17 protein-coding genes are annotated in these 11,776 nt (G+C 58.9%); 12 read left to right on the plus strand and 5 right to left on the minus strand.

The features are described from left to right. Window positions 1–113: 113 nt before the first annotated feature. From ASC96_RS19960 to rnhA, 6 genes are all read left to right on the plus strand, one after another. Window positions 114–497, plus strand: coding sequence for a DUF983 domain-containing protein (locus ASC96_RS19960; RefSeq protein WP_060504898.1), 384 nt, complete (start codon window positions 114–116; stop codon window positions 495–497). Next, entirely contained in the window at window positions 466–1,236 is a 771-nt protein-coding gene (locus ASC96_RS19965) for an SURF1 family protein (protein WP_082512173.1), read from the plus strand. The genes ASC96_RS19960 and ASC96_RS19965 overlap by 32 nt, the downstream gene beginning before the upstream one ends. A gap of 32 nt (window positions 1,237–1,268) precedes the next feature. Then, window positions 1,269–1,634, plus strand: a complete 366-nt coding sequence (locus ASC96_RS19970) for a DUF1304 domain-containing protein (protein WP_060504858.1) — start codon at window positions 1,269–1,271, stop codon at window positions 1,632–1,634. Between the two features lie 3 nt (window positions 1,635–1,637). Continuing rightward, window positions 1,638–2,648, plus strand: a complete 1,011-nt coding sequence (gene ispH, locus ASC96_RS19975; RefSeq protein ID WP_060504859.1) for a 4-hydroxy-3-methylbut-2-enyl diphosphate reductase — start codon at window positions 1,638–1,640, stop codon at window positions 2,646–2,648. Window positions 2,649–2,727: 79 nt separating this feature from the next. Further along, on the plus strand, window positions 2,728–3,708 hold the full coding sequence (locus ASC96_RS19980; RefSeq protein ID WP_060504860.1) for a homoserine kinase: 981 nt from the start codon (window positions 2,728–2,730) through the stop codon (window positions 3,706–3,708). Further along, complete coding sequence (gene rnhA, locus ASC96_RS19985) at window positions 3,705–4,148, plus strand: ribonuclease HI (protein WP_060504861.1); 444 nt, start codon at window positions 3,705–3,707, stop codon at window positions 4,146–4,148. Before ASC96_RS19980 ends, rnhA begins: the two co-directional genes overlap by 4 nt. Window positions 4,149–4,151: 3 nt before the next feature. On the opposite strand, the gene ASC96_RS19990 is transcribed toward rnhA, so the two are convergent. After that, window positions 4,152–4,553: a VOC family protein gene (locus tag ASC96_RS19990; protein WP_060504862.1), complete on the minus strand. Its 402-nt coding sequence runs from the start codon at window positions 4,551–4,553 to the stop codon at window positions 4,152–4,154. A gap of 17 nt (window positions 4,554–4,570) precedes the next feature. After that, a complete protein-coding gene (locus tag ASC96_RS19995) occupies window positions 4,571–4,867 on the minus strand; it encodes a hypothetical protein (protein WP_060504863.1) in 297 nt (98 codons plus the stop codon). A gap of 150 nt (window positions 4,868–5,017) precedes the next feature. On the opposite strand from ASC96_RS19995, the gene ASC96_RS20000 reads away from it, so the two are divergent. Both ASC96_RS20000 and ASC96_RS20005 read left to right on the plus strand, forming a co-directional pair. Next, entirely contained in the window at window positions 5,018–5,356 is a 339-nt protein-coding gene (locus tag ASC96_RS20000; protein ID WP_060504864.1) for a metalloregulator ArsR/SmtB family transcription factor, read from the plus strand. Window positions 5,357–5,358: 2 nt separating this feature from the next. Continuing rightward, window positions 5,359–5,838 (plus strand): SRPBCC family protein, encoded by a 480-nt coding sequence (locus ASC96_RS20005; RefSeq protein WP_060504865.1) that lies wholly within the window; start codon window positions 5,359–5,361, stop codon window positions 5,836–5,838. Between the two features lie 78 nt (window positions 5,839–5,916). Here ASC96_RS20005 and ASC96_RS20010 read toward each other — a convergent pair whose 3' ends face one another. Both ASC96_RS20010 and ASC96_RS20015 read right to left on the minus strand, forming a co-directional pair. Further along, window positions 5,917–6,402, minus strand: a complete 486-nt coding sequence (locus ASC96_RS20010; protein ID WP_060504866.1) for a peroxiredoxin — start codon at window positions 6,400–6,402, stop codon at window positions 5,917–5,919. Between the two features lie 80 nt (window positions 6,403–6,482). After that, on the minus strand, window positions 6,483–7,286 hold the full coding sequence (locus tag ASC96_RS20015; protein ID WP_112834552.1) for a protein-disulfide reductase DsbD domain-containing protein: 804 nt from the start codon (window positions 7,284–7,286) through the stop codon (window positions 6,483–6,485). A 206-nt stretch (window positions 7,287–7,492) separates the two neighbouring features. Between ASC96_RS20015 and ASC96_RS20020 the strand changes: the two genes are divergently transcribed. The 3 genes from ASC96_RS20020 (at window position 7,493) to ASC96_RS20030 (ending at window position 9,667) form a co-directional block, all read left to right on the plus strand. Beyond that, window positions 7,493–8,092 (plus strand): YqgE/AlgH family protein, encoded by a 600-nt coding sequence (locus ASC96_RS20020; protein WP_060504900.1) that lies wholly within the window; start codon window positions 7,493–7,495, stop codon window positions 8,090–8,092. A 118-nt stretch (window positions 8,093–8,210) separates the two neighbouring features. Continuing rightward, window positions 8,211–8,402 carry a CsbD family protein gene (locus tag ASC96_RS20025; protein ID WP_060504868.1) on the plus strand — a complete coding sequence of 64 codons (192 nt, stop codon included), beginning with the start codon at window positions 8,211–8,213 and terminating at the stop codon, window positions 8,400–8,402. Between the two features lie 188 nt (window positions 8,403–8,590). Next, window positions 8,591–9,667: a putative zinc-binding peptidase gene (locus ASC96_RS20030; protein WP_060504869.1), complete on the plus strand. Its 1,077-nt coding sequence runs from the start codon at window positions 8,591–8,593 to the stop codon at window positions 9,665–9,667. 213 nt (window positions 9,668–9,880) lie between these two features. Here the strand turns inward: ASC96_RS20030 and ASC96_RS20035 are convergent, their stop codons facing one another. Continuing rightward, a complete protein-coding gene (locus tag ASC96_RS20035) occupies window positions 9,881–11,464 on the minus strand; it encodes an arylsulfatase (protein WP_082512174.1) in 1,584 nt (527 codons plus the stop codon). Between the two features lie 168 nt (window positions 11,465–11,632). Here ASC96_RS20035 and ASC96_RS31985 point away from each other — a divergent pair. Next, window positions 11,633–11,776, plus strand: a 144-nt coding sequence (locus tag ASC96_RS31985) for a transposase (RefSeq protein ID WP_156397673.1), incomplete at its 3' end; no start/stop codon positions are given.

Raw genomic sequence — 11,776 nt, forward strand, 5'->3', positions numbered from 1 at the left:
TTTTCTTTGCCGGAACGACGGCGTGCCGATGGGCCCAAAGGTCGCGGTGGCCGATATATCGCTGCTGGTGCGAATGGGTTATGGAAAAGCAGCGCAAGAAGGAACACGACGACATGCACGCAGACAGCGCACATTTCCCGCCGGTCGAGCCGGTCAAGGCCGGGCTTAAAGGGCTTTGCCCGCGATGCGGTCAGGGTAAGCTGTTCGACGGATTTTTGACGATGAAACCGTCCTGCGCCAACTGCGGTCTTGATTATGGTTTTGCCGATGCGGGCGATGGTCCGGTGGTCTTTGTCATCCTGATTGTCGGTTTCATCGTGGTTGGGGCGGCACTCTGGATGGAGGTCAATATCAATCCACCGCTCTGGGTGCATTTCCTGTTGTGGATACCGCTCGCCATCGCCTTCAGCCTGGTTCTCATGCGCATGCTCAAGGGCGTTCTGATCAATGTGCAATTCCGCAACAATGCACGCCAGGGCGAGATCGATCGTGGCTGATACGGTATCGGATAAAAAGCGCGGCGGGCTGGTTGGCCGCGTCGTCGGCATCGTTTTGGTTCTCATCGCGCTCGCGATCCTTCTGGGCCTCGGCACATGGCAGATGGAACGGCTGGCCTGGAAGGAAGGGCTGTTGGCATCGATCGCCGAACGCCGCGCCGCGCCGCCTGCCGATTTGGCTGCCATCGAGGCTCTGGCAAAGGCGGGGGAGGATGTCGACTATCGCACCGTGCGCGTCACCGGCATCTATCTCAACAACAAGGAACGGCATTTCTTCGCCACCTATGGCGGCCGCACCGGCTATTACGTCTACACGCCCCTGCAACTGGCCGACGGCCAGATCGTCCTTGTCAACCGCGGCTTCGTCACCTTCGAAGCCAAAGAGCCGGAAATGCGCAAGCTGGGCCAGTTGACCGATGAGCAGACCGTTACCGGGCTTTCCCGCGCCAAGCTGCTGCAAAAGCCATCCTGGGCGGTACCAGACAACGATATCGCCAAGAACATCTTCTATTGGAAGGACCTCGATGTCATGGCCTCGAGCGTTGGCCTTGATCCGGCAAAGGTCGTGCCCTTCTTCATCGATGCCGACGCAACGTCACATGAGGGCGGCATGCCGATTGGTGGCGTGACGCAGTTCGACCTGCCGAACAGCCATCTGCAATACGCGATGACCTGGTACGGACTGGCTGCCGCACTGGTCGTCATCAGCGGGATTTTCATCTTTCGCAGAAAGCCATAGGGTCGGCGCAATAGCATTCTTGGGGACATCGAATGGCCATTCTCGCAAACATCCTGATCGCCCTGACGGCTCTGATGCATATCGGTTTTCTGGTGCTCGAAATGTTTCTCTGGACTGGACCACAGGGGCGGAAAGTGTTCCGGATGACGCCGGAACAGGCTGAAGCAACCAAGGCTCTGGCGGCCAATCAGGGGCTCTATAATGGCTTCCTCGCGGCTGGACTTGTCTGGTCGCTGATCGCCTCTCCACCGGAATTTGCATTCCAGTTGAAGCTGTTCTTCCTTGTGTGCGTGATCGTTGCCGCTATATATGGCGCATGGTCGGTCAAGCCGCGCATCCTTCTGGTGCAGGGCGGCCCGGCAATTCTCGCCCTCGTGTTTACTCTACTGGCATTCTGATAAATGGCGGCTTCCCTTCCAGCAAAGATCCCGATCACCCTGCGCCTCTGCGGCCCGCGCGGCTTTTGCGCCGGTGTCGACCGGGCGATCCAGATCGTCGTTCTGGCGCTGAAGGAATATGGCGCCCCGGTCTATGTCCGCCACGAGATCGTCCACAATCGCTATGTCGTCGAAGGGCTCGAGGCCAAAGGCGCGATCTTCGTCGAAGAATTGGATGAGATCCCGCCGGAGCACCGCAAGCAGCCGGTGGTCTTCTCGGCTCATGGCGTGCCGAAATCCGTGCCTGCCGATGCCACCGAGCGTAACCTGTTTTACCTCGACGCGACATGCCCGCTGGTCTCCAAGGTGCACAAGCAGGCGATGCGCCACCAGAAGCTCGGCCGTCATGTCGTGCTGATCGGCCATGCCGGGCATCCGGAGGTCATCGGCACGATGGGACAATTGCCCGAAGGCGCGGTGTCGCTGGTCGAGACGGTCGAGGACGCCGAAACCTACATGCCGCCGGACACGGAAAACCTTGGCTTCGTCACCCAGACGACGCTGTCGGTCGATGATACCGCCGGTGTCATCAAGCGGCTGCACGAACGCTTCCCGAACCTGACGGCGCCTGCCGCCGATTCGATCTGCTATGCGACGACCAACCGTCAGGAAGCCGTGAAACAGGCAGCGCCCGGCTGTGACCATTTCATCATCGTCGGTGCTCCCAATTCGTCGAACTCCAAGCGTCTGGTCGAAGTGGCGCTGCGGGCCGGTGCAAAAAAATCGGTGCTGGTCCAGCGCGCGTCGGAAATCGACTGGGATGATTTCGCCGATATCTCTACGGTTGGCCTGTCGGCCGGTGCGTCGGCGCCGGAGGTCATCGTCAACGAGATCATCGAGGCTTTTCGCGCGCGTTATGATGCCGCCGTGGAGCTTGCCGATACGGTCGAGGAAACCGAAAACTTCCTCGTCAACCGCGAACTCCGCCATGTGCCGCTGACGACGCAGGACATGGCATTCGTGAACGGCGATTGAAACGCGCTGCACCTCCCAGTTTCCCCGCGCTCAGCCGGGTGCGATAGAATAACAAATCCCGAAAAAGAGTGGAACGATCGTGGCAGTTTACACCGACATCACCGAAGACGATCTCGCCCGCTTTCTGACCGCCTATGACGTCGGCACGCTGACGTCCTACAAGGGCATTGCCGAAGGCGTCGAAAACACCAACTTCCTGCTGCACACGACCAAGGGCTCCTACATCCTGACGCTTTATGAAAAGCGCGTGGACCAGAACGACCTGCCGTTCTTCCTCGGCCTGATGCACCATCTCGCAGACAAGGGACTTTCCTGCCCACTGCCGCTGCCGCGCGCTGATGGCAAGCTGCTCGGCCACCTGTCCGGCCGTTCAGCCGCTGTCATTTCCTTCCTTGAAGGCATGTGGCTGCGCAAGCCCGACGCCAATCACTGCCGTGAAGTCGGCAAGGCGCTGGCGGCCATGCACGTGGCAAGCGAGGGGTTCGAGATCCGCCGCACAAATGCGCTCTCCGTCGGCGGCTGGCGGCCGCTGTGGAATAATTCAAGCGCCCGCGCCGACGAGGTGCAGCCGGGCTTGCAGACCGAGATTGCAGCCGAGCTGGATTTCCTCGAAGCCAACTGGCCAAAGGACCTGCCGGAAGGCGTCATCCATGCCGATCTCTTCCCCGACAACGTCTTCTTCCTTGGTGACGAGCTTTCCGGCCTGATCGACTTCTACTTCGCCTGCAACGATCTGCTCGCCTATGACGTTTCCGTCTGCCTGAACGCCTGGTGCTTCGAAAAGGATGGCGCCTTCAACATCACCAAGGGTATGGCGCTGCTGTCGGGTTATCAGAGCGTGCGGCCCCTGACCGCGGGCGAGATCGAAGCCCTGCCGCTGCTTGCCCGCGGCTCCGCCCTGCGTTTCTTCCTGACCCGGCTCTACGATTGGCTGATGACACCGGCGGGCGCCCTGGTGGTCAAAAAAGACCCGCTCGAATACCTGAAAAAACTGCAATTCCACCGCTCCGTTGCAACCGCTGCGGAATATGGCTTGACCAACGAGACACTGCCCGCATGAAACATGTCGATATCTTCACCGATGGTGCCTGCTCCGGAAATCCAGGACCGGGCGGCTGGGGCGCTGTGCTGCGCTATGGCGAGACTGAGAAGGACCTGTGCGGCGGCGAAGCCGAAACCACCAACAACCGCATGGAGCTTCTGGCCGCGATCACCGCGCTGACCAGCCTGAAGACCCCATGCGAGGTCGATCTCTACACCGACAGCAAATATGTCATGGACGGCATCTCGAAGTGGATCCATGGCTGGAAGAAGAATGGCTGGAAGACCGCCGACAAGAAACCGGTGAAGAACGGCGAACTATGGCAGGCGCTCGATGCCGCAAACCGGACCCACAAAGTCACCTGGCACTGGGTCAAGGGCCATGCAGGCCATCCGGAGAACGAACGCGCTGATGAGCTTGCCCGCAAGGGCATGGAGCCGTTCAAGAAGAAGCGCTGAAGCTCAACGGCCGTCCGTGAACTGCACCAGATCCCACAGGGTTCCGTAGAGATCTTCGAACACGGCGACGATGCCGTAGGGTGCCTCCTTCGGCTCGCGGGTGAAACGGATGCCGGTCTCGATCATCTTGTTGTAATCCCGCCAGAAATCGTCCGTCTGGAGAAACAGGGAGACCCGGCCGCCTGCCTGGTTGCCGATGAATGTTTCCTGATGCTCCGAAGAGGCGCGCGCTATGAGCAGGGATGTGCTGCCTTCACCGGGCGGGCGGACGACCACCCATCGCTTGTCCTGCTCCGGCTGATAGCTATCCTCAACCAGCACAAATCCAAGCTTGGTGACATAGAAGTCGATCGCTTCGTCATAGTCGCGAACGACAAGGGCGATCAGGGCGATGCTCTGTTTCATGGGGCCTTTTTATGAAATCACTTGACCGTGCAAATGCCGTTGGCGCCGCCTTTGCCGGTATAGCTGACAGAGGCCGATCCATCGGGATTGATGCTGATCGAGATTGTCACGCCACTGCCCTTGGCCTCGTAATAGTTTTCGTTGAAGATCTTCAGCTTGCCTTCCTTGCCGTTGATATAGACCGGCCCGCCCTGATCGGCGTGAACCTCGATCTTGCCGGGGCAGGTGGCGTTGATCAGTGGAATTTTGGCGGCGGCCTGTCCCGCCAGCAACAGCGCGGCGGCCGGGGCTGCAATCCGCAAAAACGCATTCATCGTAATCTCCCGAACTCTTGGCGTAAATGCCGAGTGCAGCCGCAGGTAGCGGCGGTCTCAACGTGACAGGATGTCTGTCCAAGTCAAGGCTGCCGGCACATCGAATTACTTAGCCATTGCGCTAAGTAATTCGATGTGATACTTAGCTTTATGGATCAGTATTCTAGTCAACTCGACAGCATTTTCCAGGCTCTGGCAGACCCCACCCGCCGTGCTGTTCTAGCGCGGTTGGGCACAGGACCAGCTAGCATCAGCGACCTTGCCGAGCCTTTCGATATGGCCCTGCCGTCGTTCATGAAACACATCCATTTTCTCGAAGGCAGCGGCCTGATCCAAACCCACAAGCAGGGCCGGGTCCGGACCTGCACTATCGAGAAGCAGCAGTTCACGGCTGTGGAAGCCTGGCTGTCACAACAGCGCTCGCTGTGGGAAGGCCGCACAGACAGGCTCGAGCAATTCGTCACCAAGGCACAGGCAGAAGGAGATTGATCATGACCGCATCACCCAATCCCGAACTCGATCTGACGATTTCGCGCATAATCAAGGCACCGCGATCGCTGATCTGGAGCGCCTGGACTGATCCGGCTCGCTTCGAAAAATGGTGGGTTCCGGAACCTGCCCGCTGTAAGGTCGCTGAAATGGAGTTGCGCCCGGGCGGCACGTTCAAGACGCGGATCAGCGAAAATGGCGGCGCGTTCCAGCCGCATCTGGATGCCTGTTTTCTTGCTGTCGAAGAAGGCCGGAAAATCGTCTTCACCAATGCGCTGACCGGTGGCTGGCGTCCTGCCGAACAACCCTTCATGACGGCGGTCATCACGCTCACCGATCACCCGGAAGGCACCGATTACCACGCCCATGTCATGCACAAGAGCAATGCCGACCGGAACATGCATGAGGAGGCGGGTTTCTTCGACGGCTGGGGAACTGTTATCGGGCAACTTGCGCGGCTCGTTGAGCATCGCGTGAAGTAGCGGAGGGTATACAAAAGCCCGCATGTGTTCCAACAGGCGGGCTTTCTGGTCGCTATCTGTTATTTGGCTGGCTTTCGCTCAGATCTGCTCGAGCATCGCCGCAGCGGCCGAAACAGTCGCCTGGCCAGGGCTCTCTTCAACATTCAGCGTCTTGACCACGCCGTCTTCCACCAGCATCGAATAACGCTTCGAGCGCAGGCCGAGCGTACCGGCGGAGAGGTCGATATCCATGCCGAGCGCCTTGGTGAAGGCGGCGTTCCAGTCGGAGAGAAAGTGGATCTTGCCCATGCCGCCCGATTGGGTTGCCCAGGCGCCCATCACGTGCAGGTCGTTGACCGCAACAACAGCGATATCGTCGACGCCGCGGGCAAGGATCGCATCGCGGTTTTCAAGATAGCCCGGCAGATGGTTGAGCGAGCAGGTTGGCGTGAAGGCGCCGGGAACGGCGAACAGAACGACCTTCTTTCCGGCAAACAGCTGGTCTGTGGTAATTTCGACCGGGCCATCGGCGGTCTTTTCCTTGAAGGTGGCGGCTGGCAGCTTGTCTCCGACGGAAATGGTCACGGTCTTAACTCCTTGAGGTCGTTTGGGGAAAGCGTGAGCATCGCGGCTCAGCAGGGATCGGATGGGAATATAGATTTGGTTCAGTCAAAGGCAAGCGGGGTTTCCATGCTCTGGTCGCCGGACCGGGCAACAAGCATGACCGTACCACTTTTCAAAGCGCCGCCCTTTGCCGGAACGCGTACCGGAATCTCCGCGGTGACCTTACCGTTTTCCACCGTGACATTCTCCGCCTTGCCAAAACTGAAACCGGGAGGACCGGACAGGAAAAACTCCGCCGGTTTTGCTGCCACTGGCGTTTGCAGCGACAGGTGCAGGCGTTTTTCAGCGGCATCGAAGGAGGCGCCCGTCACTCTGAACGCGCCGGATGGCTGCATCGGCAGGGCTGCGACCGCGTCGTCGATCCGCGCCCGGTCGAGCGGGTTTTCCGCAAGCCCTTCCGGCAGGGAAAGATGGATATCGGCCTGAACCGGAATGCAGATATCCTTGCAGATACCGAGGAAAACCGAGGCTTTCAGGTTGAGGTCTCCGCTCTTTTCGCGCTTTAGCGACAACGGAAACGCGACTGAACGGTCGTAGCCGGTATAGCTTGCAATCCCGTCGTGAAAGGCCTTCGGAGCGGGAAAGCGTAGCCCGGAAAAAGAGATGCCGTCCTGTGGATCGACGGTGATCTGTGGTGGGATGCCACTGGCGCCGGGCTCGACCCAATAGGTCTTCCAGCCGGGTTTCAACCGGATATCGAGAATGGCCGGGATTGTTCCGTCCGGCTCGGGTCTGTCGGCAACGATGCGGACAGCGCCACCCTCCGACTGCACCCATTCGCTCTGCGCGGCGTTGGCGGCAGGGGCGATAAAAAAATACGCTGAAAGGGTTGCCAGCGCAGCCAAATGAGGCACATTCTCTAGGAGGCGATGATGTTTCATGATGCTGAGGCTTATCGGTTTTGGGGCAGGGTTGAAAGATGTAGGCTTTCACCCCGCGATCATTTTCTCTTGATGTCACGCGGCTTCGAGGGCCGGTAGAAATCTTCAAAACAACAGACCAGGGTGGAAACGCTTTTCATTTGAACCTGAGTTGAGAGGCTAAGACCATGATGGCAACGTTTCAGAAGAAACGCGAACGCGGAATATTGGACGGTCAGTTCCTGATCGCCATGCCAGGCATGTTCGACAGCAACTTTTCCCGCACGGTCATTTTTGTCTGCGCCCATTCGGAGGATGGTGCGATGGGATTCGTGCTTAACCGGCCGCAGCAACTGACATTCCCGGATGTTCTTCTGCATCTGCATATCATCGATCAGGATCAGGCGATCCGGCTACCCGGCGTCACCCGCGACTTCCAGATCCAGACCGGTGGTCCGGTCGAAACCGGACGCGGCTTTGTGCTGCATTCGGATGATTACCTCAGCGAATCCAGTATTCCCGTCAATGACGACATCTGCCTGACCGCAACGCTCGATATCGTGCGCGCCATTTCGCGCGGCGAGGGGCCTGAAAAGGCGATGATGATGCTCGGTTATGCCGGCTGGGGCGCCGGCCAGCTCGAAAACGAGATCGCCAACAATGGCTGGCTGAATTGCCCGGCCAGTGAAGAGCTGATCTTCGATCGCGACCTCGGCGATAAATACGACCGGGCGCTGGCATTGATGGGCGTTGCGCCGGCGATGCTCTCGGTCGATGCCGGTCACGCATAGACAAATCTATTTTCCCTCTTTCTGATGTTGCGCCGGAACAATTTCAGCCGCGCCCCGTTTTCCAGTCGCAAGGACAGGACTCTTTGTTCCTATCCTCAACCTCTCAAGGAGACTGTTCATGGGTAGCACTTCCGACAAGATTTCCGGCGCCGCCAATCAGGCCGCAGGCAAGGTCAAGCAGGCTGCTGGCAAGGCAACCGGCAGCGAAAAACTGCAGGCTGAAGGCAAGGGGCAGGAAATCAAGGGAAAGGTCCAAACGGCCACCGGCAAGGCCAAGGACGCCGTCAAGGGTGCCGTTGATCGCATGTAGTCACAGTTTGCCACCGCTATCGGCATAAGCGATGGCGGTGGCTCCAGAGTGCGCGAATCGACTGTCCTGACGGGTTCAACTGGATGGAAGATTTCAGCGCCGATGCCCGCTGTGCCTTGTGCCAGCGGGCATTTCTCTGTGAGACAAGTCATTGAACATCCCTTCCCTTGGCAGAATTCGGGCGAGCCATGAGACTTTACGAATGCGGCACCTGCGGTAATCCCGTTCATTTCGACAATCGCGTCTGCATCAATTGCGGCTCGCAACTCGGTTTCCTGCCCGACGCCATGTCGGTCCAGGCGCTCACTTCGGCGGGAGATGGCTTGTGGCAGGCATCCTCTCGCTCGGTGGCAGATGTCCGCTTCTGCGCCAATGCGGCTGACGATATCTGCAACTGGCTGATCTCGACAAATGACGATCACGTCTATTGCCAGGCCTGCCGCTATAACCGCATCGTGCCGGTCACAGACAATCCGGAAGGCCTCGCGCGTTGGCAGAAGATTGGCCAGGCTCAACGCCATCTGTTCTATTCTCTGCTGCGCTGGAACCTGCCGCGTCCCGGCCGCGATGCCGATCCGCAAGGCGGCCTGGTTTTTGATTTTCTCGCTGATGAAGTGGATGCCAACGGTAATATCGTCCCCGCCATGACCGGTCATGAGGACGGCCTCATCAGCCTGCGGGCGGCCGAGGCCAATGATGTGACGCGGGAAAGCGTGCGCGTATCGATGAACGAGCCCTACCGGACGCTGCTTGGCCATTTCCGCCATGAGATCGGCCATTTCTATTGGGCGCAGCTGGTCCGTGACGACCAGACGCTTGCTGAAGCAAGGACGCTGTTCGGCGACGAGCGGGAGGACTATGCCGAGGCTCTGAAGCGAAACTACGAACAAGGCCCATCAGCCGGCTGGCAGGCCAGTTTCATCAGCACCTATGCCAGCGCCCATCCGGCCGAGGATTTTGCCGAATGCTGGGCGCATTTCTTCCACATCGTCGATACGCTGGAAACCGCTCGCTCGTTCGGCCTGACGACCGAACCGCGCCGCCACGAGGAAATGGCGGCAGAAGTCGATTTCGATCCTTATGGGGCCGTGGACGCGCAAACACTCGTGGATGCCTGGATACCCCTCAGCGTGGCCCTGAACAGCATCCAGCGCAGCATGGGCCAGCCTGACAGCTACCCCTTCGTGCTGTCGGCGCCGGTGGTGCAAAAACTCGATTTCATCAATCGGCTGATCCGGCGGGCAGGGGCGGCGTACGGGCCGTAGGAACTCTGCCGGCGGGCAGACGGCGGTTATCCGGAGGATGCGAAGGCCGTCGTTTGAGGCGAGCCTTTCGGCTGCGCTGCGCCGGAGGGGGACAACAATGAGGGGGATATGAGCGACGTTGCGCCTTTCATATCCCCCTGAGGTCCGGGCATATTTTCTGCCATTGAGCGTTGCCGGCTCAGATCGCGAGCCGGCAAGCAATCTTAGTGACGGTTACTGTGCAGCCATGGAATCGAATGACTTTTTCATCGTTTCCTGGATCTGGTCGATGGAGAAGCTTGCTGCACGTTGGGCTGGCGGATAGTCCTTGAACGTACCAAGGAACTGGCCAGCCAATGCCTGCGCCGGGACCAGCAGATAGGCACGATCGAGCACCCAATCATAGTAGACGTTCGAGGTTATGTCGGCGCGTTCATAGGGGTCGGAGCGGAGATCGAATATCTTGGGAACACGAAGCTGTGTGAACGGTTCTGCCCAAATCCGCAGGGTTCCGGTCGCGCGCTGTTCGGAAAAGACGATTTTCCAGTTTTCATAACGCATGGCCACCATGTCGCCATCGTCGTTGAAATAGAAGAACTCCTTGCGCGCGCTCTGATCGGTTTTGCCGGTCAGATAGTCGAGCTGGTTATAGCCATCGAGATGGTTCTTGTACTGCTTTCCGGCAACCGTTGTGCCTTTGAGAAGGCGATCCTTGATGTCGGTATCGCCGGCAGCGGCCAGAAGGGTCGGCAGCCAGTCAAGGCCCGAGAACATGCCGGTGGCAATCGAGTTGGGCTTGATGTGGCCGGGCCAGCGGATCAGCGCCGGAACGCGGAAAGCACCTTCCCAGTTGGTGTTCTTCTCACTGCGGAACGCCGTTGTACCGGCATCCGGCCAGGAATTCTGGTGCGGGCCGTTGTCCGTCGTGTAGATGACGATGGTGTTATCGGAAATGCCGAGATCATCAATCTTGTTGAGGATCGTGCCGATGAGCTTGTCGGTCTCGATCATGCCGTCGGCATATTCGGTCAGGGCAGTCAGGCCCGGTTTGCTGCGATTTTCCGCACGGACATGGGTGCGGAAGTGCATGCGGGTGGTGTTCATCCAGGTGAAGAACGGCTTCTTGGCCTTTACCTGACGGTCGATGAAGTCGATCGCGGCGGCCGATGTCTCGTCATCCACGGTCTCCATGCGCTTTTTCGTCAGCGGGCCGGTATCCTCGATCTTGCCGTCGGCCTTTGACTTGATGACGCCACGGGGGCCGAACTTCTTGCGGAACTCGGGGTCCTGCGGATAGTTGAAGTTTTCCGGCTCTTCCTCGGCATTCAGGTGATAGAGGTTGCCGAAGAATTCGTCGAAGCCGTGTGCCGTCGGCAGGAATTCATCGCGGTCGCCAAGATGGTTCTTGCCGAACTGGCCGGTTGCGTAACCCTGATCCTTGAGGGCGGAGGCGATCGTCATATCAGACGCCTGCAGGCCGACATCGGCACCGGGCAGACCGACCTTGGAAAGGCCGGTGCGCAATGTTGCCTGCCCGGTCAGGAAGGTGGAGCGGCCCGCGGTGCAACTCTGTTCCGCATAATAGTCTGTGAACTTCATGCCCTCGTTGGCGATCCGGTCGATGTTGGGCGTGGTGTAGCCCATCAGGCCAAAGCTGTATGTGGACAGGTTCGTCTGTCCGATGTCATCGCCGAAGATCACGAGAATATTCGGCTTTCCGGCGTCAGGTGGCGTTGTCGTCGCTTCCTGCGCCAGCGCCGACGTGCTGAGCAGCGTCAGCGTCAGCACCAGTGCTGTTAATTTTCCGGTTAAATTCATTGCCTGAGCCTCCATTGCCAAAAGTGGCATGTGTGCCGCTTTGAACGTGAACAGTGTTCGAGGTTGAGAAAGCTCGCTTGAGCTTGCCCGCGGCAACAGACTATTGGAACGAAAGAAGCTGAGAAGTAGGGGATGCGGACGAAAACTTGGACCACCAGGAGGTAGTTCATGTATTCCCATGCAGACAGGGTTCGCGCGGTCGAGCTTTATATTAAGCTCGGCAAGCGGGTTAAGGCGACGATCCGCCAATTGGGTTATCCGACCAAGAATGCGCTGAGGAACTGGTACCGCGAATACGAGCAGCATCGAGAT

The organism is Rhizobium sp. Root1204, from assembly GCF_001424965.1.
Taxonomy (GTDB): Bacteria; Pseudomonadota; Alphaproteobacteria; order Rhizobiales; family Rhizobiaceae; genus Pararhizobium.